Raw genomic sequence first — 25,746 nt, 5'->3', positions numbered from 1 at the left:
CATTCATCTATTTTGTGCAGCTAGTCCATACGGACTATTGCCGAATATTCTGGCTCAGATAGTATTCGCACGTCGACTTAAATCAGAATAACCTCAAGGAAAATAATACATGTTTAATAATCTTAAAGGATTGCTTCTTGCAATCACAATGCTTACAGCGGTACCAGCAATGGCTTCAACAGAAGACTACGGTACACTTCTATCTGGCTCTTATCAGCCAACTGAAACATTTGCTAGCTTGTCTGTTACAGGTAGCGGTAGTGTTTACAACTTCACACTAACTTCTTTTGACCTTAACAGTATATTTACAACTGGTGCTTTCATTGGCGCGATTGCTGTAAATACAGACCCGGCATTAACACCAGTAGTTTCAAACGTTGTTGGTGGCGCTCCTGTAACTGTTTCTAATGGTGGTGGCCCTACAGGTCAATGGGAATTCCGCTTTGACTTAACTGATAAACAAGCACGTTTAACATCAGGTGAGACAGTATCTTTCACTGCAACATTTGCTAATCCAGTAGCTTTTGCTGGTGATGAATTCGCATTGCATGTACAAGGTTTGACAGACGCACAAGGCGGCAGCGCTTGGTATGTTAACTCAACCTCTCCTGTACCAGAACCAGAGTCATATGCAATGATGCTTGCAGGTCTTGGCTTAATGGGCTTTGTAGCTCGTAGACGCAAAAATGCATAATATAGCTGACTAGCAATATTATTGAAAAGGCCCTGAATATTCAGGGCCTTTTTTCATTTTGCGTCACCAACCTTGTACCACTGTTCAGATGAATCTGAAAAACAAAGTAGCTTTTCTTACAACCGAATCTGAATCAACGTAAGAACTACACCGCAGAATCATTGACCATTTATTAAATGCACTTAGCCTTTTAGCATATAATCTTTCCCATCGATTTACTAATACTTAAAATCAAAACTTTTATAACTCTGGATTGATTACATCTTTTTCATTAATGGCTATAACGGACACAAATAACACTTCTGCACTTGAATCACTGCTACGTCGCATGCGTAGCAATGAGGACTTTCCTGCGCTATCTACCACTTTCAGCGAAATCAATAATGCAGTCAGCTCTGATCTTTCATCTACGCTCAGTCTAACAAAAATCATTCTGCAAGATTTCTCGCTCACCAATAAGTTGCTTAAGATTGTCAACACGGTTTCTTATGGTCAATTTGGAGGAAAAATTAGCACCATTTCTAAGGCTGTAGTCATTCTGGGGTTTGATGTAGTACGTGATATTGCCACCACCTTGATTTTGATAGATTTTTTACAAAACAAATCACAAGCCACTCAACTAACAGATCAAGTGATTTTTTCATTTTTCTCAGGCCTAACTGCTCGGCAACTCACTTATAATTTGCATAAGCAGAATCATGAAGAAGCGATGATTTGTGGAATTTTTCACCACCTAGGACAACTACTCACGACTTTTTATTTTTTTGATGAAAGTCAAAAAATCAATCAACTGATTTCTGATGGTATACCGCCTAAACTAGCATCAATTAAAGTATTGGGGATTAGTTATGATGATTTAGGTAATGGCGTGGCTAAGAGTTGGAATTTCCCAAGCCGCTTACTTCATGGCATGCAAGCGTTACCGAATATTAAAGTTGGTAATTCTACCAATGAGTTGGATCAACTCAATGTAACAGTTAATTTAGCCAGTGAACTCACTGCAATCGTCTCAAGTATTAGTATCGAAGATAAAAATGTAGCCATTGGGCAATTGGTAAAAAAATATAGAAATGCCATTCAAATAGATGAAAAGCTGCTACATGAAACGCTGGAACAAAGCCTTCAGGAAATGGCCATTCGCGCTAAGATACTTAATATAGCCATCAAAAAAAGTTTATTCCTAAAGCGTATATCTGAATACACAAACAAGGCACTGAAAGATCAAAACCAAACAGCACATGACGAAGCAAATGCCAATAAAGAAGCCAAGCAAACTAAGGAAGATTTCGAACATTCTGCTGAGTTATCAGAATCTAATGAAAAAATAGACTCCGAGAGTATTCTTCAAGCCGGCATACAGGAGGTCATGAACACTTTAGTCAGTGACTATAAACTCAATGATGTTTTGCAGATGATATTAGAAACCATGTATCGAGGTATGGGATGCAATCGAGTGTTAATGCTTGTGCGCGATGCAAAAACGAACTTAATGCAAGCTCGATCTGGATATGGTGAGGATACGGAAAAGATATTGCTAGCATTTAAATTTCCCCTACATTCCACACCCGATGTTTTTTATCTTGCCGCTGATACTGGTGCGGATATCGTGATTGAGGATACCGATTCTGAATCAATTGCTGCAAAAATACCCCTATGGTACAAAAAGATTTCTTCGGCAAAAAGCTTTTTACTATTACCAGTGATGATTAATAAAAAAGCTGTTGGTTGCTTTTATGTGGATATGCAAACTACCCATGCATTTGATGAAAAATCCAAAAACCTGAGCCTTCTGCGCACATTGCGCAACCAAGCTGTATTAGCAATCAAGCAAAGCCAATAATTAAAAATAGTTCGTGCAAGCTTGCTGGTCGCGAGAAAACAAATTATTGTGGAATGTATTGTGAAACGATGAACTTGCTCATTCCATTTGCGAGTTCTTCTTCACCATAAAATATTTTTCCAATATTCTCTGTTGTCATTAAATTTGACTCTTCTTCATTATGCGTTCTTATCACAATGATAATTTCAGGTTGCAGCGTTTTTGCAGTTTCGACCATTTTTCTTATATTAAGCGTATCTGGGATTGCAATGACCAGCATGGATGCATTGGCAATATGTGCTTGAATTAAAACAGCAGGTTCTGAGGCATTCCCCGAGACTGCAGGTATACCTTTTTTACGCAAATCCTCAACAATCTCTCTATTTTCATCAGCTACAACATAAGGGATATGATTATCGCTTAATACTCTGGCAATTCTTTGCCCCACTCGTCCATAACCCACAAGTACAACCTGGCCTTCCAAATATTTGCGCTCTGTACTCATAGGTAACTCGGAAAACTGATCTACACGTTGCTCATATAGGCGGGCAGTTTCAGAAATGCCCAGCACCCATTTCTTAAATGGTTTAATGATTGAGAATATAAGTGGATTGATGGCTATTGAAATTAAAGCGCCAGCTAGAATTAAGCTCATGCCTTCAGCGGGCAGAATTTTTAATGAGACGCCTAAACCAGCTAGAATAAAAGAGAATTCGCCAATTTGAGCCAAACTCGCGGCTACAGTAAGTGCAGTATTGAGCGGGTAACGAAGTACCAAAGTGATGACCATTGCAGCAATAGATTTACCAAAAACAATGATGGCTACCACGGCTAATACGCTCAGCGGTTTGGAAAGTAATATTGCTGGCTCAAACAGCATCCCAACTGACACAAAAAATAGCACTGCAAAAGCATCTCTCAATGGTAATGATTCCTGAGCGGCTCTATGGCTGAACTCGGACTCACGCATCACCATCCCAGCAAAAAAAGCGCCTATGGCGAACGACACGCTAAACAAGATGGCCGCGCCGTAGGCAATGCCAATTGCCGTGGCAATAACGGATAAAGTGAATAGTTCTCTTGAGCCTGTTTTTGCAACATGCCACAGAATCCACGGCAACAAACGCTTACCAACGACTAACATCAAGGCGATAAAACCAGTCACCTGCAAAAGCGTAAAGCTAATGGTCTGCCATAATGGCGTAGATGAACTTGCTGTAGTGACGCCGCCTAAAATGGCCGCTAGTGGCGGCATTAATACCAGCACTAATACCGTCACAAGGTCTTCCACCACTAACCAGCCCACAGTTATTTTGCCATTCATACTGTCAAGTATGCCTCTAGACTCAAGTGCTTTTAATAACACAACAGTGCTGGCGCATGATAAAGCCAAACCGAAAATTAAGCCCTCGCCAAACGTCCAACCCCACCAACTAACTAGCAACATGCCAAGTATTGTTGAGATGGTCATTTGTATGACCGCACCAGGTAATGCTATTCGCTTAACTGACATTAAATCGTTAATTGAAAAGTGTAAGCCTACGCCAAACATGAGTAGCATGACGCCAATTTCAGATAATTGAGAGGCAATGCTTATATCTGCCACAAACCCTGGCGTGGCTGGGCCAATCAGAATGCCTGCGAATAAATAACCAACGAGCGCTGGAATCTTACAACTTTCGGCGATAAAACCAAATATAAGTGCCAGCCCAAAGCCAGAGGCGATTGTGGTAATTAGTGTTAAGTCATGATCCATATGTTCGCCTTTTTAGTGGAGCATATTAGTCTTGAAGCATATCAGTCTTTAAGTCATTTCAGATTGATAAAAGCTACTTTAATATAGCATCACTACTTGCAACTAAACATTAAACTTAACAAATGACTTTGCATTATCCTTGATGCGCATTAACACTGTGAGATGCATATCAAATATAACAATATAGCCAGTTTCAGTACGCCGCGCCTCTAGCTTCTAGCCATTCAAGCTTTTACTTACAATCTCAAACACATCGTTTGAAAGGTTAGGCGTGTTCATAATGCTTTGTAGTGCCTCTTTCATATGCGCTTGCAAGGCTGGAGTGTAGCGTTTCCATTCGCGGAATGGTGTTACTTGGCGTGAAGCAATTTGTGGATTGATTTCATTCAACTGGATAATCACATCTCGTAAAATGGCATAGCCTTGACCGCTGGGGTCATGGAGTTTCACTGGATTATTGATTGAGAATGCTGAATAAAGTGAACGCACACGATTAGGATTTTTAATATTAAAGTCTGGATGCTTAAGCAGTTTCGCAAAGTCATCAAATATTGCCTCTCTATTGGCAATCGCTTGAAGCGAGAACCATTTATCCACAACGAGCGGATAGTCCTTAAATCGACGATAGAAATCAGCTAACACTTCTTCTCTTTGAACTTGCGTACTGTCTGACAGACACGATGCCGCAGCAATCATATCGGTCATATTATCAGCGGCATCATAATGCGCTTTTGCAAGTGCGGCGCATCCAGTTCCATTGGTGACAGTTAACAATTCCAACACCGTATTTTGTAATGCTCTACGTCCCATAGCTTCTGGCGATAATGAAAACTCACCCGTATTGCTATTGGCTTTATATAAACGTTGCAATGCTTCTTTGTGGGTCTGTTTAATGGTTTTAAGTATCTGCGTACGGGCATTATCTATTGCCGTAGGGTCAATGACTTCCTGACTTTGTGCAATAACGCCTATCGCAGGTAGCGTGAGGGCGCGTGCGAGTAATGCTTTATCGCCATTATTGGCAAGACCTTGTTCAATCATGGCGCCAAAATCATCTATAAATTGAGAGATATTGGCTTCGCTATCAGCCATCACCCGCTCAATATTACGCAATGCTATTGTTTGTCCTGCTTCCCAGCGGTTGTAACCATCAGTATCTTTAAGTTGTAATAGACGAAGATCATCATCGCTCAAGTCTGTGATTAATTTTACAGGCGCAGAAAAACCACGCAAGATTGACGGCACTGGTGGCGTATTAACATTGTTGAAGGTGAAGCTTTGTTCACGCTCAGTCAGTTCAAGTATCTGTGTTTCATGCGTTTGCGCACCTGTTGCGTCTAGCAAACCAACTGCCACAGGTATGTGAAGTGGTTTTTTATCTAGCTGCCCAGGCGTTGCAGGCTGAGATTGCTCAAACGTGAGTGTATAAGTACTCGATGCCGCATTGTATTGACTAGAAGCTTTTAAAGTTGGCGTGCCAGCTTGTTTGTACCACAAGAAGAATTGCGACATATCGCGACCAGACGCATCTGCCATACATTGCACAAAATCATCACAGGTCACAGCATGGCCATCATAACGGTCAAAATACAAATCTGTCGCTTTGCGAAATGTTTCTTCGCCCAACAAGGTGTGCTGCATACGAATGATTTCCGCACCTTTTTCATACACAGTTTTTGTGTAGAAATTGCTAATCTCGATAAATTGATCTGGCTGAACTGCGTGTGCCAACGGCCCTGCATCTTCTGAAAATTGCAAACGGCGCAAAGAGTTAACATCATCAATGCGCTGCACTGCTTGAGAGTTCATATCTGCACTAAACTCTTGATCTCTAAAAACAGTAAAACCTTCTTTGAGTGATAATTGGAACCAATCTCTACAAGTCACACGATTGCCAGTCCAGTTATGAAAATACTCATGACCAATCACACCTTCAACACTCATAAAGTCACTGTCAGTCGCGGTATTTTGATGGGCGAGGACAAGCGAAGTGTTAAAAATATTAAGTGAGGTATTTTCCATGGCACCCATGTTGAAATCACTCACGGCGACGATATTAAACAAATCCAGTTCATATTCCCGGCCGTACTTTTCTTCATCCCACTTCATGGCTTTAATCAGCGATTGCATGGCGTGGTCACATTGTTTCTCATCACCTGTGCGAACATAAATATGCAAGTCGACATGGCGACCAGACATTGTTTTAAAGCTGTCTGCAACTCGCACCAGATTTCCTGCGACTAATGCAAAAAGGTAGCAAGGTTTTGGAAATGGATCATGCCAAACAGTAAAGTGGCGACCTTCGCCGCATTCGCCTGACTCTACGAGATTACCGTTAGAAAGCAATACTGGATATTTGCTTTTATCTCCTTCAACACGCACAGTAAATGTGCTGAGCACATCTGGACGATCTTGAAAGTATGTAATACGGCGAAAGCCTTCCGCTTCACATTGCGTGCAATAGTTACCTTGAGATTTATATAAACCCTCAAGCAATGTGTTGGATTCTGGGTCAATTTCCGAGGTAATCGTCAGCGTAAATTTCTCAGCTGCATTATGGATAGTGAAGGTTTCATCTGTGAGAACGTAGCCATTAAACGGCTTGTTATCAAGCTCAACAGAGGTAATGGTCTGACCTTCACCGTTTAAGATTAAGTCATGTGAAGCACTATTCGGGTTTTTAACGTACGACACCTCAGACTTAACAATTGTTTTGTCTTCAAACAAGGTAAAACTCAGATTCACATGCGCTACGCTATAAGGCGCTGGCTGATAGTCTTTTAAGAAAATAGTTTTAGGTGTCAGGTCTTTATCAATTGGCATCGTCATAATTTTTTCAGTTCTATATCTTAATCATTAATTAAAAGAGTTAATGCGCAACAAGCTGTCGCCTAGTCTATGATGAAATTACTTTAGCAGCTCATTGATTTCAATATCAACATTTCCGCCATTAGGTTTAACTGTTGCTGACGTGCCTTGTAAGTCACCCGCTTGCGGTTTTGCATCGCCTGTTTTAGAGATGCGTGCCACGATGACCACTTCACTCGCTTGTGAAAGTTTATTCGCGGGCATTAAACCCTTACTGTCATCTAAATGATAAGTGTAAGGCAAGTCTTTTACCGTAGTACGCTCAATAGCAAGCGGCATTGCGGCGCCTTGTGCGGCACGTGCATACACAAATACCGTATCAGTCGGATTAACGTTTGAGGCAAGCGCTGGTGCTAACTTAACCGTACCGTTCACACCTTGCGCGGCTGGCGCGGCTGATGCATCACTAACTAAAGGTGCCTTGATGCCCGCTAATCGATATACTTCATCTAACGAGGCTTTTACTTTAGGTGCGATGTCAGAGTCAGGAGGCAATTCTTTTTGCAGATTTTGCCAATGAACAATGGCTTGCTTGTAATCTTTACGATTAGTTGCGGCCGCAGCGGCTAACAGTAAGGATTTAATGTGATGTGGATCTAGCTTTAGCGCCTGATCTACTAGCTCGGTTGGTTTACCTGCTAAGTTATAATCATTTGAAACCGCTAAAGCATCTGCATAATCGGCTAATAATTGTGCGTCATTCGGAATTATTTTTACAGCTTTTTCATAAGCTGGAACAGCATCAGTAGCACGCCCAAGCTCAACATAAGTTCTTGCTAATAACGCCCAGCCTTTACCGTCTGTTGGATTTTGCGCTAACTTAGCATTCATTGCTGCCAGTAGCGGCTCAACGTCACCTGCTCTTGCACTTTGCTCCTCAATAGTTTGAGCTGCATTTGGCGTGGCAATCGCTGCGGGGCTACCAATTTTGTAATAAATGAATAATGAAGCAAGCGGTAAAATTATGAGTAAAATCAACGCCACTGTACGGTCTGGCTTATTATTAGCTGCCACCACGTGGTTAACATCAATTTCATCCAACATGCGTCGCTCAAGTTCAGTTTTAGCAAGCTCATACTGCGCAGCGTCTAGAATGCCGTTGGTTTTATCCTGTGCGATCTCATCAAACTGCTGACGAAAAATTGCTCGCTTTTCAGCATTAGCGTCTGTCGTGACAGTCTTACTTGGCTTTAACAAAGCTGGCAGTATGAATGCCAGCGTAGCGACTATCATTGCAACTACAATTACCCAAAATAACAACATCATGCTTCCTTATTTTATGAACTACTTATTAAGTAATTCGCGTACTTTACGGGTTTCTTCTTCAGTCAGCGGCGCATCAGCAGCCATTGCTTGGCGCCTACGCAATTGAAGAAATAAACCAAACCCACCAACCACTAGCAAGGCAAAAGGACCTAACCACAACAAAACAGTGCTTGATTTAAGTGGTGGGCGATAACGCACAAAATCTCCATAACGCGCGACCAAATAATCAATAATCTCTTGGTCGCTCATACCCTTAGTGGCCATTTCTCTTACCTCTTGCACTAAGTCTTGCGCTAGCGCCGCGTGTGAATCTGCCAAGGTTTGGTTTTGACATACTAAACAGCGTAGTTGTGTAGACAAGCGCTGAACCTGCTCTTCAACCGCCGCATTATTTTGCATTGGTTGCGCTTCTTGCGCGTTGAGGCTTAAGGCATGCATTAAAAAACAAGCAACGAATATATTGAGTAATTTATTGAGCATTATTGAGCCTGCAATTGTTTAATTAGTGGAACAATTTTATCGCGTAACGCTTCCATCGTGATGGGGCCAATCTGCTTGTAAGCAATAAGGCCTTTTTTATCAATCACATAAGTTTCAGGTACGCCGTAAACACCATAATCAATACCCACACGGCCATCAGCATCCACTGCATTAATTGCATAAGGATTGCCAGCCTCATCTAACCATTTTTGCGCGTCTTGATTATTGTCTTTGTAATTCAAACCAATAATAGGCACAAAGTTTGATTTGGCTAGCTCCACTAAAAGTGGATGTTCATCTTTACAGGCCGCGCACCAAGATGCCCAAGTATTAAGTAACCAAACTTTGTCTAACATTTCTTTTGGTGAAAATGTTGCATCAGCAGCATCTAAACGAGCCAAACTGAACTGCGGTGCAGGCTTACCCACTAATGGTGAAGGTACCTCTCTGGGATTTAGAAATAGGCCTTTGAAAAGAAAACCGACTACCACTAAAAAAATGATTAAAGGTATTAAAGCGCGCTTCATATCGCAACCTCTTCTTGACCTAATTCCGCCCCATTTGAATTCTTATTGCGCTTTTTCATGCGATAACGCCTATCAGATAAGGCCAACAAACCGCCTAACCCCATCATTAGACAGCCTACCCATATCCATTCCACCATAGGTTTATGATAAATACGGACGCTCCAAGCGCCATCACTGAGAGGCTCGCCAAGAGATGCGTATAAATCATGAATCACTGCTGGGCTGATACCAGCCTCGGTCATCGGCATATTAGTTACGGTGTATAGTCTTTTTTCAGTGTTGAGTATCGTGCGCTCAACTCCGTTTTTACTCACCAGAAGTTCCCCTCTGTTTGCGGTATAGTTTGGCCCTTGAACTTCTTTTACGCCTTTAAAGGTAAAATCAAAACCCGCTAGATGCGCGACATCACCGGGCATCATACGTATTGCGGTTTCTGACTCAAAGCCTTTAACGATGGTGACGCCTATAGTGAACACGGCAATCCCTAAATGCGCAATCACCATGCCCCACCAAGCGCGTGGAACGGCTTTAACGCGTGAAGTTAACGATTGGTCTGCACCGCGTAAACGATGGCGCACCATATTCACTGTAGTCGCGATAATCCAAAAAGCTAAGAATAAACCAAGGCCTATCATTGGCGTTAAATTACCCAGCCATAACGGCAGAATAATAGCCGTAACAACACTCACACCAAAAGCCCAGCGCAAGCGCATGGCCAATTCAGGCAATGAAGCATTTTTCCAACTTGCAATGGGACCGATACCCATCAAGAACAGCGCAGGCGTCATGAGTGGCGCGAATACTGCATCAAAATATGGAGGGCCGACAGAGATTTTGCCGTAATTTAATGCATCCAAAAACAAGGGGTAAAGTGTACCGAGCAATACAGACATTGCCGCAACGGCTAACAACACGTTATTCGCTAGTAGAAAACTCTCGCGTGAAACTACATCAAACTTACCGCCACGACCCACCGTTGGCGCACGCCAAGCAAATAGCGCCAATGAACCACCAATCACTATCACTAAAAACGCTAAAATAAATACACCGCGTCTTGGGTCTGTGGCAAAAGCATGAACAGAAGTGAGCACGCCAGAACGCACTAAAAATGTTCCAAGAAGGCTTAAAGAAAAAGCGCAAATGGCTAGTAACACTGTCCAAGCTTTAAAGCTGCCACGTTTTTCCGTGACCGCAAGTGAGTGAATAAGCGCAGTACCCACCAGCCAAGGCATGAAGGATGCATTTTCTACCGCATCCCAAAACCACCAACCGCCCCAGCCAAGCTCGTAATAAGCCCAATTACTACCGGCCATAATACCAACAGTGAGAAATACCCATGCCAAGGTTGTCCATGGGCGTGACCAACGTGCCCATGCTGCATCTAACTGCCCACCCAGCAAGGCGGCAATAGCGAAGGCAAATGCCACCGAGAAGCCAACGTAGCCCATATAAAGCATTGGCGGATGGAAGATCATGCCTGGATCTTGCAATAAAGGGTTTAAATCACGGCCATCTAATGCTGCTGGAATTAAACGATCAAATGGATTTGAAACCATAAGCATAAACAATAAGAAGCCAACACTGATTAAGCCCATTACGCCCAAGATACGCGCGCGCATATCATCTGGCAGATGTTTAGAAAAGGCACTCACGGCGACAGTCCAAACACTTAATATGAGCGCCCAAAGCAATAATGAGCCTTCATGACCGCCCCACACCGCTGCGATACGAAATTGAATAGGCAGTTTTGAGTTAGAGTTTGATGCTACGTACAAGACAGAATAATCTTTGGCTGCAAAGGCATAAGCCAAACAAAGGAAAGCGAATGCGATTAGCAAGAATTGAGCGCGCGCAAGCGGTCTGGCTAAGCCCATCCACACCACATTGCCTCTAGCAGCACCTATTATAGGCAAGCTACCTAGCGTGAGCGCCACCAGCAAAGCTAGTATGAGAGAAAAATGGCCAATTTCAGGAATCACGTTAATATCCTTAGTAATTTAATCTATATATTGATTTTATTGCGAGTATTGGTAATAGCATGAGCCTGTTTTGTATAGGTGACTTTTAGGTCCATCTATACAAAACAGGGAGTGCTTTGTAAGTTTTATTACTTAGGGCATCACGACCGTTTTACCTTGTTCTTGAGCGCGTTTTAGCGCTTCTGCGGCTTCTGGGGGCATGTAGTTTTCATCATGCTTTGCAAGTACTTCACTGGCGACAAATATACCATCCGGCCCCACCTTGCCTTGCGCTACTACGCCTTTGCCTTCTTTAAACAAATCAGGCAAAACGCCTTTGTATACGACTGGCACAATTTTGGCGGTATCGGTAATAGAAAAATGAACGGTTAGACCATCATCTTGGCGTTTCAAACTATCCTCTACTACTAAGCCACCAATACGGAAGCCAGTACCGTGCGGCACTTCGCCTTTATGCACTTGTGTTGGTGTATAGAAAAATACCATATTGCTTTGAAAAGCATTCAAAATCAGCATTGCGGCTAAACCTAACAATGCCAAGCCAATCGCTATCAAAATAAATCGTTTATGTCGTGCTTTTATAGCCATATTAACCTTGTGCCAAAATTTTAGATAAACGTAATGCAGCCTTGCTACGTTTGCGCAGGGATAAGACTTCCCAAACGACACAAAGTGCCGTTAAGCCGAAAGAAAACCACACATAAAATGCGTAGCCGCCCATATTAAAAAACGCTGACCAACTTGCCCATTGCATTATGATTTTCCTCCTGCTGTAGTTGACAACGCTTTAACCCAATCCGCTGAGCGCTCACGTTCTAGCATAATGCAGCGCACGCGCATCAATGCAACAGCCACGGTATACATCCAAAAAGCTAAGGCCATGAGTAGCATCCCCATCAACATAGTCGCGGCCATTTTTGGCGCCGCTCCCATATTGATGCTAGAGCCTTGATGCAAGGTATTCCACCATTTCACTGAAAAATAAATAATCGGCACGTTAACTACGCCAACCAGCGCTAACAAAGCCCCCGCTCTATCTGCACGACGCGGATCATCAATCGACGATTGCAAAGCAATGAAGCCTAGATATAGAAATAATAAGATAAGCTCAGAGGTTAAACGCGCGTCCCACACCCACCAAGCGCCCCACATTGGTTTACCCCAAAGTGACCCTGTGACTAAAGCGAGTAAGGTAAAAATTGCACCAGTAGGCGCTAGCGCCTGAGCCATCATGGCTGATAATCGCGCATTGAGCGCTAAGCCTAGCCCTGCCCATCCAGCCATGACGATATAAATGACCATAGACATCCATGCTGCAGGCACATGAACAAAAATAATGCGATAAGCTTCACCTTGCTGAAAATCAGTCGGGGCGACAGCAAAGCTAATGTACAAACCTGCGATAGCTAAAATTGTGGCTAGCCCAGCAAACCACGGAATCATTTTTCCAGCTAGCGGATAAAAAGTCTGCGGAGATGAATATTTAAACCAATTAATGCTCATAATTTATTTGCTCAAATTCACTGTAATGTTGCTGTGTTTAAACTCGCGCATATTTTACTCTACTCTAAACTTTATTCTACCTAAGGATTATTCTACAGAGATACGTAATGCAGCCGCAGTAGCCAAAGGTGCCAACACCAAAGCTAGTAACGAACAGGCCGCCAACAATGACAAATGCGCCTGTGCGCTCATACCATGCTGACTTGCCGCCACTGCGCCAGCACCAAAAATCAACACTGGAATATATAAAGGTAATACCAATAATGCTACTAATAATCCACTACCTCGAACGCCTAAGGTAAGCGCGGCACCAATTGCGCCAATTAAACTTAATGCTGGCGTACCCAATAATAAAGAAATAATCAGCACTGATAATGCATCGCTTGGCAGTGCATATTGCAAACCTATTAATGGCGCTAACAATACCACTGGCAAGCCGCAAACAAGCCAATGCGCTAAAACCTTTGCCGTCACTAATAAAGTTAGCGGCTGAGGTGCGAGTAACATTTGCTCTAAACTACCATCCGCAAAATCGGCTGCGAATAAACGTGTGAGTGAAAGCATGCCCGCCAATAATGCCGCCACCCATAAAACTCCTGGTGCGATGCTGCTTAACACCGCAGGTTCTGGGCCAATGCCCAATGGAAATAAACTCGAGACCATCAAGAAGAAAAATAGCGTGGTCGCAACATCTGAACGTCTACGGAAAGCTAGTAAAAGATCGCGCTTAAGCACGGTCACCCATGCGCCACTCATTCACTTAACCTCAAAGTCTGTATCGATTGCGCATGTATAGTCACATCTTGATGGGTAGTCAGAATTGCCATACCACCACTGGCTAAATGCTCACCCAGCTTTGCAGCGAGTCTACTGACTGACGCAATATCTAATGCAGCAAAGGGTTCGTCCAATATCCATAATTTACCTTTTGCCAACCAAAGCTTAGCAAGCGTTACTCGTCTTTTTTGCCCTTGCGATAGCACGCGCGCTGGCAAATTTGCACAACGCTCAATGCCAATAGCCGCTAATGCTGCAAATGCTTTATCTTCTGACACATCATTACCAGCAGCACGCGCGCTCATCGTTAAGTTTTCAAGTGCAGTAAGGTCATCTTTAAGGCCATTTAAATGTCCAATATAAGTAAGATTCGACAAATAACCTTCAGTTTCTTCTTTGATGGTTTTTTTATCCCAGAAAACTGTTCCTGTTTCTGGCAATATCAAGCCGCATAACATGCGTAGTAAACTACTTTTTCCGCTACCATTCTCACCCAGCACATAGAGTAAGCCGCCAGCATTAAGCTCGAACTCTACATTTTTAAATAGCAAACGGTCACCGCGCAAGCATGCCAAGTTCTGTACAGTTAACATAAGTGCTGTGCCATTAACATATTAATAGTGTCGCCAATTTCATCAATAATAGTATCCGTCGCCATTCTAACACTCAATGAGTTAGGCACTCAAAACCTCAACAGCAGCGTTTCGACTTCGAGACGCTGAATTTAATTCTCGGTCTCTGCAAAAAAAGCCTGAACATCGGCCAACACACGAGTACGCTTGAATGGCGGCAAGCTTTGCCAAATGCGTTTTCCATAAGATTTTGTGATTAATCGCGGATCGCAAATCATCAATACGCCGCGGTCATTTTCATCGCGAATCAAACGCCCTGCGCCCTGCTTTAGGGTAATCACAGAATAAGGCAATTGATATTCCATAAAGGCATTTTTACCTTCTGCATTTAATTTATCTACACGTGCAGATAACACAGGGTCATCTGGCGGCGCAAATGGCAATTTATCAATAATCACCACGCTTAATGCTTCGCCTCGAACATCTACGCCTTCCCAAAAACTTTGCGAGCCCACCAATACAGCGTTACCCAGTTTACGAAAGCGGTCTAATAACTCTGTACGTGAGCTTTCACCTTGCAGCAGTAACGGGCTTTCTATGCCGTTTTCAGCGAACTCTTCTTTCAATAAAGCATGAATCTCGCGCATAGCTCGCAAGCTGGTAGATAGCACAAAGGCGCGGCCTCCACTGGCTTGCAACACAGGTAAAGCAGCAGCCACCACGCTTGCCGTATAAGCTGGACTATTGGGGTCGGGCATGTCCGCTGGTACGTAGAACAATGCTTGCTCTTGATAATTGAATGGGCTTTCCCAGTAGCCCGTTTTGGCGTCCTGCAAGCCCATGCGCTCTAAATAGTGACTAAAGTCGCTTTTAACCGCCAATGTCGCCGAAGTAAAAATCCATGCGCGCGGTTGAGCATTTAATTGCTTACCAAAGCCTTCTGCCACACTTAAAGGAGTGGCATGAAGTTGCACTGAGTGCGTAAACACCTCAACCCAACGTACCAAATTATTATTTTCGGCAGTTTTCCAGCGCCTAAACAAATCGCACAATGCTTCACTTCTTTGCCAACATTTTTCTAACAATGGGTCGCGTGCGGCTTGGGTTTCGAGTATCGTTGTCAACCCTTGCAATTGACTTTGCATATGGTCAAATGCGTCTTCAAAACCTTTGAGAGCTAAGGCTTTTTGTACAGGTAAGCGTGAACCTTCGTAAGCGAAAACCAACCTGAAATCTTTAGCTGCTTTCTCGAGCACTGGAATCGCACCACCCAAAGCAACACAGTCTTTAGCCAGCGTTAAATGTGCAGTAGTGCAATCTCGCGCCAGTTCAAGCAATTGACTAGTAGAAACATCTTCACCAAAAAATAGCCCTGCGACTTCAGGTAGTTGATGCGCCTCATCAAATATCACAGTGTTTGCCGTTGGTAGTAATTCGGCAACGCCCTCGTCACGTAACATTACATCTGCAAAAAATAGGTGATGATTAACCACCACCACATCGGCTTCAAGTGCTTTCTTCCGCGCCTCCATTACAAAACATTCTTTGTAATATGCGCAATCACTGCCTAGGCAATTATCACGTGTAGAAGTTACGCTAGCCCAAATCATGGCATTTTCTGGCACCGAATTAAGTTCGCTTTTGTCGCCTGTTTTGCTATTCTCAGCAAAAGTTTTAATCACATGCACATACTTTGCATCTTCACGCGAGGCAAAGCGCCCTTCTTGCTCAGCGCGCTCTAGATGATAATGACATACATAGTTTGCACGCCCTTTGAGCATCGCCACGGTAACTGGAACTTTAAGTGCATCACGCACATTAGGCAAATCGCGGCTATAAAGTTGATCTTGTAGATTCTTAGTACCCGTAGAAATAATGACTTTACCGCCCGTGAGCAGGGCCGGCACTAAATAGGCAAAAGTTTTACCTGTGCCTGTGCCAGCTTCGGCTACCAATTGCGTGTTATTTTCAATAGCCTCACCAATCGCCAATGCCATTTCTAGCTGTTGCGACCGCTCGCTATAGCCGTCGATATGCTTAGCTAAGGTGCCGTCTTTTTCAAATACTTGGCGTATGGATTGTTCGCTCATAAGGGCTGAGATTATCCCACGACTTCGACAGTTTTATGGGATGTTTTATGCTAAAACTTGACACATATCAGTGAGTTTTATATTTAGTAAAATATTGTTAAATTAGTCCATATTTGCTTTTTTTGTTTAAATTCTTATAATTAGCGCACATGCAAAAATTTATCAGCCATTTTATGTTCTGCTTAATGTTGGTTTTAGCCACCTCTTCGTGTGCGACAGCTGACACTGTTGCAGGCAATGAAGCGATGCCAACTGACGAGCAAGCTGCATTATTAGCGCACTCAGAAAGCGAAGTTCTGGAAAAGTGGTCTACTCGCGCAAGTGAAGTACTCATGAATGCGCTCGCGTTGAGTGGTGTTCGCTATCAATACGGCGGCAATTCACCTGATACTGGTTTTGATTGCAGCGGGTTTGTACGTTATGTATTTAAGCAAGCTACCAGTTTAAGCCTACCGCGTTCTGCGCTTGGAATGAGCCAACTGGGTAAATCTGTACGCAAAAGTGATCTTCAACCAGGCGACTTGGTGTTTTTTAATACCCTTAAATCCGCATTTTCTCATGTAGGCATATACGTGGGTAACAACCGCTTTATTCACTCGCCTCGCAGTGGTGGTGTAGTGCGAGTGGAAAATTTAGAAGCAGATTATTGGGCAAAGCGTTATGACGGCGCTCAACGTATTGATGCCAAAAAAGACACTGAAACCGTTAAACTTACTTACTAATTATTGATTAACTTAATACCTATGAGCCTAACTCTGTGGTTTAGGCTTATCACTGTGACCCAAATCCCGCTCCGGGTCTATGCAATCTCTCACCAATTGCTTAACTTCTTTAGCCTCAGGAAATCGGCCTGCTTCTTTGCGAGAGAAAAGCAGTTTTTGATTTAAACTAATCTCAAAAATACCATTACTGCCTGGCTTTAAAGTCACGCCAGTTAAGTCCTGCTCAAATGTGGTCAATAACTCTTGTGCTAACCAAGCGGCACGCAAAAGCCAGCGACATTGTGTGCAATAAGTAATTTCAATGTTATACGTGGTCAATTTAGTCATCCTTACTGTTATACTTTTAATTGGGTTTGATTATTGAAGTTAAGTTTAATTATTGTTGTAGTTGTTAGATAAACTTGGAACTATTAAAGCTCAGTCTGTCTTATAACTCGTTGCGTCATTAATTTGTGGGAATCGTAAATGCAAGCTAAAAACAAACATAAGGGTTTTACTAAAATTGCTTTAGTGGGCTCAGGCTTAATCCTTGGTCTAATGCTTAGTCTAACATATTCAGCAGTTGCTGAAAAAATGGCTAAACAACAATTTCCAATCGCCGACTTGCGCGCATTTGCCGAAGTATTCGGCAAAATCAAAAGTGATTATGTAGAACCTGTTGAAGATAAAAAGTTAATATCAGAAGCGATTAGCGGCATGCTCACAGGTTTAGATCCGCATTCGACCTATATGGATGCTGATGCATTCAAAGATATGCAAGCAGCAACGCAAGGTGAATTTGGCGGCTTGGGTATTGAAGTTGGCATGGAGGATGGTTTAGTTAAGGTAGTTTCACCTATTGAAGATTCCCCTGCTTTTGCTGCTGGCATTAAGAGCGGTGACTTAATCATGAAGTTAGACGAAACACCCGTAAAAGGCTTGAATTTAAATGATGCGGTAAAACGCATGCGCGGCAAACCAGATACCTCAATTGTGTTAACCGTTTTACGTAAGAACGAGCCTAAACCACTTACCTTTACGCTAGTTCGTGCCATTATCAAAAATAAAAGCGTTAAATACAAAATGACTGAGCCTGGTTATGCATATGCTCGCATCACACAGTTCCAAGAACATACCGGCCAAGATTTAGCAAAAGCCATTAAAACCATGCACGACGAAAATAAAGGTCCGTTTAAAGGCTTTGTTTTAGATTTGCGCAACGACCCAGGTGGTTTGTTGAATGGCGCCGTTGGCGTTTCAGCAGCATTTTTACCAAAAGATACTTTAGTGGTGTACACCGAAGGGCGCGCTGCGGATTCTAAAATGAAGTTAACTGCAAGTGCTGAAAACTATGTAAGCAACAGTATTGCAAGTGCTTATATGAGAAAAAATAATCTAAATCCAAACAACCCGTTAAGTTATGCAAGTGCAATCACCAATAACGACTATATTAGTGATTTACCTGCTGACCTTAAAACCGTACCGATGGTTGTTTTGATTAATGCAGGTTCTGCTTCAGCTTCTGAAATCGTAGCAGGTGCATTGCAAGACCATAAACGTGCAACATTAGTGGGCATTAGAAGCTTTGGTAAGGGTTCCGTGCAAACTATTATGCCAATGAACAACGGCGCGGCTATCAAGCTAACGACTGCGCGTTACTTCACACCAAATGGTCGCTCGATACAGGCTAAAGGTATCGATCCTGACTACATTGTTGATGATGGAACAGATCAAACTTATAACATTCATGAAGCTGATTTAACGGGTCACTTAACTAATCCTAAAGATTTGCAAACTGGCGCAGCAAAAAAATCTGATGCAGCAACTCCTGCAAAAGGCGCTGCAAAAGATAAATTGAATGAGAAAAAATATGCTGAACCTGCTGGCCCGATTGAACCGACAAGCAAAGAAGATTTACAATTTGCTCAGGCCATGAATTTTCTTAAAGGTAAGCCAGTAGTTGCGGCTGATCCAGCTAAGGTTGAAGCTGCTAAAGTTGATGCACCTGCTGATAAATAATAGTCTTAGTCATTAATTAATCCGCCTTTGTGATGAAGGCGGATTTTTTATTTCTGTTAGCTTATAAATAGGCTTTCTAACCATATTTTCTAAGGCAAGCTTGCTCCAAGCGCACATGGCAAGGCTTATAATAAGCATATGACTTTATCTATAAAAGAATTGATTGTAGAGGCTGACCGTTGTGTGGCCTGCGGCTTATGCTTACCACATTGCCCAACCTACAGAAAAACTGGTTCCGAAGCTGATTCTCCACGCGGACGCATTCAGCTCATGCGTGCAGTAGCGCAAGAAATTTTGCCAAACAATACGCGTTTTAATGAACATATCGATTTATGTTTGAGTTGCCGTAGTTGTGAATCTGCTTGCCCAAATAACGTGAATTATGGTGCACTTGTCGATACCACACGCGCACTTTTTATTCCTAAGAAAAGTCCATTTTCTGCACTGACTAAAGTATTTATACGAAGCCGCTTTCTCACCAATGCACTCGTTTGGAAAATTTGGTTAATTCAAAAAACTGGCCTTTTTAGCTTAATCAAACGCATCATTCCTGTGGCTAAACTATTACCAATGGTTGAGAAACCAAGCGCCTGGAAAAGTCTTTATCCAGCAAATAGCGAGAAAAAAGGTGCCGTTAGTTTGTTTTTAGGCTGCGCAGGCAATGCGCTTGATACGACGACATTAAAAGCCAGCATTCAAGTGCTAAACCAATTGGGTTACGATGTTCACATTCCAGCGCAGCAAACCTGTTGTGGCGGCATAGCAAGGCAAATGGGCGACGCGGAAGAATCCAGTAAACTGGTAGCACAAAATCAAAATAGCTTCGACGCCAGCTTACCAATCTTAACGACCGCAAGTGGTTGTGGTGCAGGGCTTAATGACTACTTACCGACCCATAAAATTCAAGACATCAGCGCATTTTTAATGGCGTGTGATTGGTCTAATGTGGAAGTTAACCCACTTCAGGAACAAATTTATGTACAAGACCCATGTACCTTAAGAAATGTACAAAAAAGTCATCAAGCGGTTTATAGCTTACTTAAGAAAATCCCCGATGCCACAATCATCCCACTTGCAGGGAATAGTCAGTGCTGTGGCGGCGCAGGTGCTTACATGCTCACCCAAAGCGAAATGGCCAATAATTTATTGAAAGACAAATTAAATGCCATTAGCGCTAATAATGTTGCGATACTTGCGACTTCTAACATTGGCTGTAGCTTGCATATCGCCAATGGATTGCGCGAAAAAAATCTAAGCGTTTCTGTGATGCACCCTATTCAAATAATTGCCAAACAAATGAGGGCTTCTGAACAAGTTTGAGGGTAAACTGTCATTATGCTAAATAGATTAGATACACTGATTACTGAGTTTGACACTGGCTTACGCACATTGCTGGCAAAGCCGCATAGTATCCGTATGCACCCAGATGAAAACATTACCGAAGCAGCATTATCTGAGACGGAAAAGAAACAAGCTGGAGCACTCATGCGAGTAAACCATACTGGTGAAGTCTGTGCACAGGCCTTGTACAGCGGTCAATCATTAACATCAAAAAATGCAGGAACTACCGCCGCCTTAAAACAAGCTGCTCAGGAAGAAACTGAGCATCTAGCATGGTGCGAATCTCGGATAACTCAACTAGGTAGCCGCACAAGCGTGCTCAATCCTTTGTTTTATTTAGGTTCGTTTAGCTTAGGTGCAATTGCGGGTGCAGTAGGTGATAAATGGAGCTTAGGCTTTGTAGAAGAAACCGAAAAACAAGTGGGCGCACACTTAACTAGCCACCTTGAAAAACTGCCACAAGCCGACAAAAAAACGCGTAAAATTATTGAGCAAATGCAAGAAGATGAAGCTAAACATGCTAATGAAGCTAAGCAGCTCGGCGCGGCAGAGCTTCCAGCTCCAGTAAAGTTTTTAATGCAAAAAGTTTCAAAATTGATGACAACATCAAGTTATTATTTATAAAAGGTAAGTATTCAATGCAAAAATTCAGTGACGTTTTACAAACTCTAGACGATGCCTCGCATGTGCAACGTATTGAGCTTTTTAACAGCGATGGTAGTTCGGCAGGTATGTTAGAGAATAAGCCAGGCAGCCAAGGTTCGGTGAAGGTGTATTACCACCTGTTTCGTATGTATGGAGAAATTTCTCTAGATGCCGCTGTAGAAGGTTTAAGTTTATTTGCTGAACACACTGCCGATGCAGAAAACTGCCCAGGAAAACATCCTAATGTTGATAGATTACTTAATCTGCTGGAAGATGAGCAACCACTCACGGTTAAAGTGACTGAGAAATAAGGATAGTTAAGCAAGCTTTTTAATAATGGGTGGATGGTAGATTAGCTCTAGCAAATGCCCTACCGTATCTAAACAATAAAAACCTCTTGATCCATCTCGGTGCGTTTTAGGCCGCTCAGTAATTTTAACGCCGCATTTCACGAAATGATCGTACCAACTGTCAACATCTTCAATCGAATTTAACACGAAGCCAATATGATCTAGCCGTTGCTGAGCTTGCGGTACGTAATCAACACGATGCAGGGCGAAAACATCACCTTGGTTGGTTAAATAAACATTATCTAAATCTGGCTGCCATTCAATTTTCATACCCATAATATCGACATAAAATTTGACGCAAGCTTCTAATTCTTTTACAAATAAAGCCACATGCCTAATGCCGAGCATACCACTCGGCACTTTAGCTTCAGGCTTGTGCATAGGCTGTAGGTCTTATTTCAAAATCATGCGTAATTTCTACGCTCTTACTCAACATAATTGAAGCAGAGCAGTATTTCTCAGCAGATAATTTTACAGCGCGTTCTACTTGTGTTTCGTTTAAGTTATCACCAGTCACCACGAAGTGTACGTGGATTTTAGTAAATACTTTTGGAATCTCATCCGCACGAGTGGCGTCGATTTCTGCCACACATGCCGTAATCGGCTGACGTGCTTTTTTAAGTATTGCGACAACATCAAATGATGTACAACCGCCCATACCAATCAATAACATTTCCATCGGGCGCATACCAATATTACGACCACCATTTTCAGGTGCGCCATCAAGCACAACCGCATGGCCTGTTTCAGATTCGCCGACAAAACTAACGCCGTCTATCCACTTGATTGTAGCTTTCACTAAATCTCCTCTAAAAAATTTAAATTTCTACTGGTATATGGCATCACCATCAATCTAAAGTAGCTAAAGCTACAAGATTGATGCGATAAATCAGACAAGGCGCGAACAAAAAATAAGGCCGCCGCATATGGGTTATATGTAAGGCATTATTTTTTGTGAGCAACGCCGTATGTTGACGAAAATTATATTTTTTTATTTAACGTCTAGTAATTCAACATCAAAAATTAGATCCGCATTTGGAGGAATTGCACCACCAGCACCACGAGAGCCATAACCCATTTCTGATGGAATCACTAAAGTACGTTTGCCACCGATTTTCATACCAGCAAAACCTTCATCCCAACCTTGAATCACTTGGCCACCGCCTAAGAAAAATACAAAAGGCTGTTTACGATCTAAGCTGCTATCAAACTTTTTGCCTTTGTGGCCTTCTGCCGCTTCTTCATACAACCAACCTGTGTAATGTACGGTAACATTAAAGCCTGGCTCTGCTTCGCGGCCTGTACCAACCTGTGTATCAAGTTTTTGTAACTCTGTAATTTTTGCAGTCATTTCTGGGGTTCCTTTTGTTGAAGCTACTTGAGTTGAAGCTTCTTGAGTTGATGTTTTAGGGGCTGTTGATTCAGCTTTGCAAGCGTTAAGTGAAAGCACGCATACGCTTGCAAGCAAAAAGTTGAATAATTTCATTATGTAACCTTAAAGTTAAAATTAGCTTAAATAAACTTAGAGATATGATACCGCAAACTTAACTAAGTTCATGCATTAAGGCTGCTGATGCACCCATTCAATCAAGGAATCTTGCGCATTTCTACTTGCTGATGCTTTGGGGTGGTTGACCAGCATTACTAACACATGACGATGATTGTTGGCATCTAATACATAACCTGCGATTGAGCTCACCCCATCTATAGAACCAGTTTTAAGATGCGCTCTACCATTTGACGCGCTTTCATTAAGACGCTTTTTTACCGTACCATCGAGCGCCAGTATCGGTAGCGACGCGATGAACTCTGGCATCACAGGGCTATTGTGAGCACTTACCAACATTTTTCCGAGATGCTCTGCGCTAATGCGCTCAATACGCGACAGCCCTGAGCCGTTTTCTATGACCAATTCATCTAACCTCAAGCCTTTGTCAGAAAGCCATGTATTAATCACGGTAGCGCCATTTTGTTCATTCGCGGGAGTTCCCGTACGCTCGGCTGCCAATGTTAACAATAACTGACGCGCCATTATGTTGTTGCTCCATTTGTTAATGTCACGTACCACATAAGCTAATGGATCGGAGAGTTGCTCCAGCACCTTTACCACAGCACTTGGTATTTCTTGAATTTTTAGCTGACCAGTAAAACTTCCGCCTAACTCTCGCCACAGTTTTTTGAAAGTATAAAAAGCATATTTTTCGTCATCAAATACACTCAGTTCCAAATATCGTTCACCACAATCTGGTGAAAATGTCCCACTGAAAATCACTATTGCACCACTTGCATTAGGCTTAATCTCATAGCCAAATCTGCTGCGCCAGTCTCCACAAGCTCCTTGCGCAAGCTGCATATTATTCACAACTTGAATGTCGTTTAACTCAAACTCTTGGTTAATACTCATGCCAGTGTCGGTCGCGATAAACTTAAAACTAGTGTTACGACCATTCACTAAAAAGGCGCTGGGTTCAGCGTTATAGGCTCGCCAAGTTTCGTCATCAAATGCTTTTTTGTTGGCCACATCTTTAGCAAAATAACTTTTATCAATAATTAAATCGCCTTTAATTTCTTTAATACCAGCTTGTTGCACACTCATTAACATGCGCCAAAAGTCTTGCGCTTTAAAACTAGGATCGCCATAACCTTTAATAATTAAATTACCCATAAGCACACCGTTAACCACTTCGCCATCGCGATACACTTCCGTTTTCCAACGGTAAGCGGGCGTTAATAAATCAAGTGCAGCATTAGTAGTGACCAACTTCATGACCGAAGCGGGATTCATACTTTTATCGGCATTATGGCTAAGTGTTGCGTCGTTACTTTCTACAGCCTGAACATAAATTGCTACATTTTGTTGAGGAATCCCTGCTTTTTTTAATGCCGTAACAACCGTTGCTGGCAACTCTGCTTGGGCTTGAAATCCCACCAACGTTAAGACTAAAAATACGAATAGTTTTTTCATAAAATGCTGCTAATAACTTGGTGTGTCGTGTTCACCATAAAATCAATTTCATCTTCGCTAATAGTATAAGGCGGCATCCAATAAACCGTATTTCCGATTGGGCGTAGAAGTAACTCATGTGACACGGCAACTTGATAGCATTGTTTAGCGAACTGCGCATTTTGCGTATCAACATCAAACGCGAATATCATGCCAGTATTTTGTACGCCTGGCGTACGTAAATGCTTAATTGGCAGGTCAGTAAGCACTTGCATCTTAGCTTGTATCAACTTAGATTTTTCTTGGTTACTTTGTAAAACATTATCTGTTTCAAATATCGCCAAAGTCGCCAACGCAGCACTACATGCAAGCGGATTGCCTGTGTAACTATGACTATGTAAAAAGCCACGCACGGTGCTGTTGTCATAAAAGGCTTGATAGACTTTATCCGTGGTGAGTACGGCAGATAAAGGCAAGTATCCACCCGTAATACCTTTGGATAAACATATAAAATCTGGTGTGATATTAGCTTGCTCACAAGCAAACATTGTCCCAGTTCTACCGAAGCCCACCGCAATTTCATCGGCAATTAAATGTACTTCATACTCATTACATATTTCACGCACGCGGCGCAAATAAGTCGGATGATACATGCCCATTCCAGCGGCACATTGAATCAAAGGCTCAATAATAAAAGCGGCTAAATCGGCATGATGCGCCGCGACATGGTTTTCTAAAGCTTGCGCGCAACGCAAGGCGAAAGCTTCTGCATCCTCCCCTGCTTCTGCTAACCTAAAATCAGGGCTTGGCATTTGGGCAGATTGCATTAACAGTGGCGCGTAAGTATCTTTGAAAATCGCCACGTCCGTGACTGATAAAGCGCCCAGTGTCTCGCCGTGATAGCTATTTTGCAAGCTGATAAACTTGGTTTTATTTGGCTTGTCAGTGTTACGCCAATAATGAAAACTCATCTTTAACGCAATTTCAGTGGCGCTCGCACCGTCACTGCCATAAAAAGCATGACCCAAACCCGTTAACTTAGCGAGCTTCTCAGACAGCTCTACTACAGGTTCATGCGTAAAACCCGCCAGCATTATATGTTCAAGCGTATCAAGTTGCTGTTTAATCGCATCCTTGATTCGAGGGTTGTTATGCCCAAACAAATTCACCCACCATGAACTAACCGTGTCTAAATAACGTTTCCCATCTGCATCGTATAACCACACGCCATCACCCCGCGCAATTGGAATAAGCGGATAGGTTTCATGTTGCTTCATCTGCGTGCAAGGATGCCAAACGGATTTAAGGCTTCTGTTCAATAGAGTTTGATTGTTCATGTCAGAATTGTACGATGTTTTTCATATAGATAGATTCGAAATGTCTAAATCAAATGTCGTCATTCAAAGCTGTTTCGT

25 protein-coding genes are annotated in these 25,746 nt (G+C 42.6%); 7 read left to right on the top strand and 18 right to left on the bottom strand.

The genetic code is table 11. The features are described 5' to 3' along the window. Positions 1 to 109: 109 nt before the first annotated feature. Complete coding sequence (locus PSV17_RS12190) at positions 110 to 694, top strand: FxDxF family PEP-CTERM protein (protein ID WP_300483021.1); 585 nt, start codon at positions 110 to 112, stop codon at positions 692 to 694. Positions 695 to 968: 274 nt separating this feature from the next. Further along, positions 969 to 2,534, top strand: a complete 1,566-nt coding sequence (locus PSV17_RS12185) for an HDOD domain-containing protein (RefSeq protein ID WP_300483018.1) — start codon at positions 969 to 971, stop codon at positions 2,532 to 2,534. A gap of 43 nt (positions 2,535 to 2,577) precedes the next feature. Here the strand turns inward: PSV17_RS12185 and ybaL are convergent, their stop codons facing one another. The 12 genes from ybaL to PSV17_RS12125 all read right to left on the bottom strand — a co-directional run bounded on the left by ybaL (position 2,578) and on the right by PSV17_RS12125 (position 16,331). Further along, positions 2,578 to 4,269 (bottom strand): YbaL family putative K(+) efflux transporter, encoded by a 1,692-nt coding sequence (gene ybaL, locus PSV17_RS12180; RefSeq protein ID WP_300483015.1) that lies wholly within the window; start codon positions 4,267 to 4,269, stop codon positions 2,578 to 2,580. Between the two features lie 216 nt (positions 4,270 to 4,485). Further along, on the bottom strand, positions 4,486 to 7,092 hold the full coding sequence (gene pepN, locus PSV17_RS12175) for an aminopeptidase N (RefSeq protein WP_300483205.1): 2,607 nt from the start codon (positions 7,090 to 7,092) through the stop codon (positions 4,486 to 4,488). A gap of 84 nt (positions 7,093 to 7,176) precedes the next feature. Then, entirely contained in the window at positions 7,177 to 8,400 is a 1,224-nt protein-coding gene (gene ccmI, locus PSV17_RS12170) for a c-type cytochrome biogenesis protein CcmI (protein WP_300483013.1), read from the bottom strand. A 21-nt stretch (positions 8,401 to 8,421) separates the two neighbouring features. Then, positions 8,422 to 8,883: a cytochrome c-type biogenesis protein CcmH gene (locus PSV17_RS12165; RefSeq protein ID WP_300483011.1), complete on the bottom strand. Its 462-nt coding sequence runs from the start codon at positions 8,881 to 8,883 to the stop codon at positions 8,422 to 8,424. Then, complete coding sequence (locus PSV17_RS12160; RefSeq protein WP_300483009.1) at positions 8,883 to 9,410, bottom strand: DsbE family thiol:disulfide interchange protein; 528 nt, start codon at positions 9,408 to 9,410, stop codon at positions 8,883 to 8,885. The genes PSV17_RS12165 and PSV17_RS12160 overlap by 1 nt, the downstream gene beginning before the upstream one ends. Continuing rightward, a complete protein-coding gene (locus PSV17_RS12155; RefSeq protein WP_300483007.1) occupies positions 9,407 to 11,389 on the bottom strand; it encodes a heme lyase CcmF/NrfE family subunit in 1,983 nt (660 codons plus the stop codon). Before PSV17_RS12155 ends, PSV17_RS12160 begins: the two co-directional genes overlap by 4 nt. Before the next feature lie 132 nt (positions 11,390 to 11,521). Then, positions 11,522 to 11,971 carry a cytochrome c maturation protein CcmE gene (gene ccmE / locus PSV17_RS12150; RefSeq protein ID WP_300483202.1) on the bottom strand — a complete coding sequence of 150 codons (450 nt, stop codon included), beginning with the start codon at positions 11,969 to 11,971 and terminating at the stop codon, positions 11,522 to 11,524. Between the two features lie 7 nt (positions 11,972 to 11,978). Further along, positions 11,979 to 12,143 (bottom strand): heme exporter protein CcmD, encoded by a 165-nt coding sequence (gene ccmD, locus PSV17_RS12145; protein ID WP_300483005.1) that lies wholly within the window; start codon positions 12,141 to 12,143, stop codon positions 11,979 to 11,981. After that, a complete protein-coding gene (ccmC, locus tag PSV17_RS12140) occupies positions 12,143 to 12,892 on the bottom strand; it encodes a heme ABC transporter permease CcmC (protein WP_300483003.1) in 750 nt (249 codons plus the stop codon). Before ccmC ends, ccmD begins: the two co-directional genes overlap by 1 nt. 87 nt (positions 12,893 to 12,979) lie before the next feature. After that, complete coding sequence (ccmB, locus tag PSV17_RS12135; protein WP_300483002.1) at positions 12,980 to 13,648, bottom strand: heme exporter protein CcmB; 669 nt, start codon at positions 13,646 to 13,648, stop codon at positions 12,980 to 12,982. Continuing rightward, a complete protein-coding gene (ccmA, locus tag PSV17_RS12130) occupies positions 13,645 to 14,262 on the bottom strand; it encodes a cytochrome c biogenesis heme-transporting ATPase CcmA (RefSeq protein ID WP_300483000.1) in 618 nt (205 codons plus the stop codon). Before ccmA ends, ccmB begins: the two co-directional genes overlap by 4 nt. A gap of 131 nt (positions 14,263 to 14,393) precedes the next feature. Continuing rightward, on the bottom strand, positions 14,394 to 16,331 hold the full coding sequence (locus PSV17_RS12125) for an ATP-dependent DNA helicase (protein ID WP_300482998.1): 1,938 nt from the start codon (positions 16,329 to 16,331) through the stop codon (positions 14,394 to 14,396). 149 nt (positions 16,332 to 16,480) lie between these two features. Between PSV17_RS12125 and PSV17_RS12120 the strand changes: the two genes are divergently transcribed. Next, the gene (locus tag PSV17_RS12120; protein ID WP_300482995.1) at positions 16,481 to 17,053 is read left to right on the top strand and encodes a C40 family peptidase; all 573 of its coding nucleotides are present in this window, start codon (positions 16,481 to 16,483) and stop codon (positions 17,051 to 17,053) included. A gap of 27 nt (positions 17,054 to 17,080) precedes the next feature. Here PSV17_RS12120 and PSV17_RS12115 read toward each other — a convergent pair whose 3' ends face one another. Further along, positions 17,081 to 17,371, bottom strand: a complete 291-nt coding sequence (locus tag PSV17_RS12115; RefSeq protein ID WP_300482992.1) for a SelT/SelW/SelH family protein — start codon at positions 17,369 to 17,371, stop codon at positions 17,081 to 17,083. A gap of 147 nt (positions 17,372 to 17,518) precedes the next feature. On the opposite strand from PSV17_RS12115, the gene PSV17_RS12110 reads away from it, so the two are divergent. The 4 genes from PSV17_RS12110 (at position 17,519) to PSV17_RS12095 (ending at position 21,348) form a co-directional block, all read left to right on the top strand. Beyond that, on the top strand, positions 17,519 to 19,051 hold the full coding sequence (locus PSV17_RS12110; RefSeq protein WP_300482990.1) for a S41 family peptidase: 1,533 nt from the start codon (positions 17,519 to 17,521) through the stop codon (positions 19,049 to 19,051). Positions 19,052 to 19,189: 138 nt separating this feature from the next. Then, positions 19,190 to 20,371 carry a (Fe-S)-binding protein gene (locus PSV17_RS12105; protein ID WP_300482989.1) on the top strand — a complete coding sequence of 394 codons (1,182 nt, stop codon included), beginning with the start codon at positions 19,190 to 19,192 and terminating at the stop codon, positions 20,369 to 20,371. A 15-nt stretch (positions 20,372 to 20,386) separates the two neighbouring features. Continuing rightward, positions 20,387 to 21,016 (top strand): 2-polyprenyl-3-methyl-6-methoxy-1,4-benzoquinone monooxygenase, encoded by a 630-nt coding sequence (gene coq7 / locus PSV17_RS12100; protein ID WP_300482986.1) that lies wholly within the window; start codon positions 20,387 to 20,389, stop codon positions 21,014 to 21,016. Between the two features lie 14 nt (positions 21,017 to 21,030). Further along, complete coding sequence (locus PSV17_RS12095) at positions 21,031 to 21,348, top strand: DUF2322 family protein (protein ID WP_300482984.1); 318 nt, start codon at positions 21,031 to 21,033, stop codon at positions 21,346 to 21,348. A gap of 6 nt (positions 21,349 to 21,354) precedes the next feature. Here PSV17_RS12095 and PSV17_RS12090 read toward each other — a convergent pair whose 3' ends face one another. From PSV17_RS12090 to bioA, 5 genes are all read right to left on the bottom strand, one after another. Next, on the bottom strand, positions 21,355 to 21,768 hold the full coding sequence (locus tag PSV17_RS12090; RefSeq protein ID WP_300482982.1) for a VOC family protein: 414 nt from the start codon (positions 21,766 to 21,768) through the stop codon (positions 21,355 to 21,357). After that, positions 21,755 to 22,186, bottom strand: coding sequence for an OsmC family protein (locus PSV17_RS12085; RefSeq protein WP_300482980.1), 432 nt, complete (start codon positions 22,184 to 22,186; stop codon positions 21,755 to 21,757). Before PSV17_RS12085 ends, PSV17_RS12090 begins: the two co-directional genes overlap by 14 nt. Positions 22,187 to 22,378: 192 nt before the next feature. Beyond that, the gene (locus tag PSV17_RS12080) at positions 22,379 to 22,873 is read right to left on the bottom strand and encodes an FKBP-type peptidyl-prolyl cis-trans isomerase (RefSeq protein WP_300482978.1); all 495 of its coding nucleotides are present in this window, start codon (positions 22,871 to 22,873) and stop codon (positions 22,379 to 22,381) included. A 75-nt stretch (positions 22,874 to 22,948) separates the two neighbouring features. After that, positions 22,949 to 24,352: a D-alanyl-D-alanine carboxypeptidase/D-alanyl-D-alanine-endopeptidase gene (gene dacB / locus PSV17_RS12075; protein WP_300482976.1), complete on the bottom strand. Its 1,404-nt coding sequence runs from the start codon at positions 24,350 to 24,352 to the stop codon at positions 22,949 to 22,951. Then, positions 24,349 to 25,668 carry an adenosylmethionine--8-amino-7-oxononanoate transaminase gene (bioA, locus tag PSV17_RS12070; protein WP_300482973.1) on the bottom strand — a complete coding sequence of 440 codons (1,320 nt, stop codon included), beginning with the start codon at positions 25,666 to 25,668 and terminating at the stop codon, positions 24,349 to 24,351. The genes dacB and bioA overlap by 4 nt, the downstream gene beginning before the upstream one ends. Positions 25,669 to 25,746: the final 78 nt, after the last annotated feature.

It is taken from the genome of Methylotenera sp. (assembly GCF_029946165.1).
Lineage (GTDB): Bacteria > Pseudomonadota > Gammaproteobacteria > Burkholderiales > Methylophilaceae > Methylotenera.
This window is presented reverse-complemented; position numbering and strand designations above follow the sequence as displayed.

Excerpts from the sequence above, each read along its gene's own strand:
- PSV17_RS12190 (WP_300483021.1), top strand. The coding sequence starts at position 110 with ATGTTTAATAATCTTAAAGGATTGCTTCTTGCAATCACAATGCTTACA.
- PSV17_RS12105 (WP_300482989.1), top strand. The coding sequence starts at position 19,190 with ATGACTTTATCTATAAAAGAATTGATTGTAGAGGCTGACCGTTGTGTG.
- bioA (WP_300482973.1), bottom strand. The coding sequence starts at position 25,668 with ATGAACAATCAAACTCTATTGAACAGAAGCCTTAAATCCGTTTGGCAT.
- ccmC (WP_300483003.1), bottom strand. The coding sequence starts at position 12,892 with ATGAGCATTAATTGGTTTAAATATTCATCTCCGCAGACTTTTTATCCG.
- coq7 (WP_300482986.1), top strand. The coding sequence starts at position 20,387 with ATGCTAAATAGATTAGATACACTGATTACTGAGTTTGACACTGGCTTA.
- PSV17_RS12185 (WP_300483018.1), top strand. The coding sequence starts at position 969 with ATGGCTATAACGGACACAAATAACACTTCTGCACTTGAATCACTGCTA.
- PSV17_RS12095 (WP_300482984.1), top strand. The coding sequence starts at position 21,031 with ATGCAAAAATTCAGTGACGTTTTACAAACTCTAGACGATGCCTCGCAT.
- ccmB (WP_300483002.1), bottom strand. The coding sequence starts at position 13,648 with ATGAGTGGCGCATGGGTGACCGTGCTTAAGCGCGATCTTTTACTAGCT.
- PSV17_RS12110 (WP_300482990.1), top strand. The coding sequence starts at position 17,519 with ATGCAAGCTAAAAACAAACATAAGGGTTTTACTAAAATTGCTTTAGTG.
- ybaL (WP_300483015.1), bottom strand. The coding sequence starts at position 4,269 with ATGGATCATGACTTAACACTAATTACCACAATCGCCTCTGGCTTTGGG.
- ccmD (WP_300483005.1), bottom strand. The coding sequence starts at position 12,143 with ATGCAATGGGCAAGTTGGTCAGCGTTTTTTAATATGGGCGGCTACGCA.
- PSV17_RS12125 (WP_300482998.1), bottom strand. The coding sequence starts at position 16,331 with ATGAGCGAACAATCCATACGCCAAGTATTTGAAAAAGACGGCACCTTA.
- ccmI (WP_300483013.1), bottom strand. The coding sequence starts at position 8,400 with ATGTTGTTATTTTGGGTAATTGTAGTTGCAATGATAGTCGCTACGCTG.
- dacB (WP_300482976.1), bottom strand. The coding sequence starts at position 24,352 with ATGAAAAAACTATTCGTATTTTTAGTCTTAACGTTGGTGGGATTTCAA.
- PSV17_RS12165 (WP_300483011.1), bottom strand. The coding sequence starts at position 8,883 with ATGCTCAATAAATTACTCAATATATTCGTTGCTTGTTTTTTAATGCAT.
- PSV17_RS12090 (WP_300482982.1), bottom strand. The coding sequence starts at position 21,768 with ATGCACAAGCCTGAAGCTAAAGTGCCGAGTGGTATGCTCGGCATTAGG.
- pepN (WP_300483205.1), bottom strand. The coding sequence starts at position 7,092 with ATGCCAATTGATAAAGACCTGACACCTAAAACTATTTTCTTAAAAGAC.
- PSV17_RS12120 (WP_300482995.1), top strand. The coding sequence starts at position 16,481 with ATGCAAAAATTTATCAGCCATTTTATGTTCTGCTTAATGTTGGTTTTA.
- PSV17_RS12160 (WP_300483009.1), bottom strand. The coding sequence starts at position 9,410 with ATGAAGCGCGCTTTAATACCTTTAATCATTTTTTTAGTGGTAGTCGGT.
- PSV17_RS12080 (WP_300482978.1), bottom strand. The coding sequence starts at position 22,873 with ATGAAATTATTCAACTTTTTGCTTGCAAGCGTATGCGTGCTTTCACTT.
- ccmA (WP_300483000.1), bottom strand. The coding sequence starts at position 14,262 with ATGTTAACTGTACAGAACTTGGCATGCTTGCGCGGTGACCGTTTGCTA.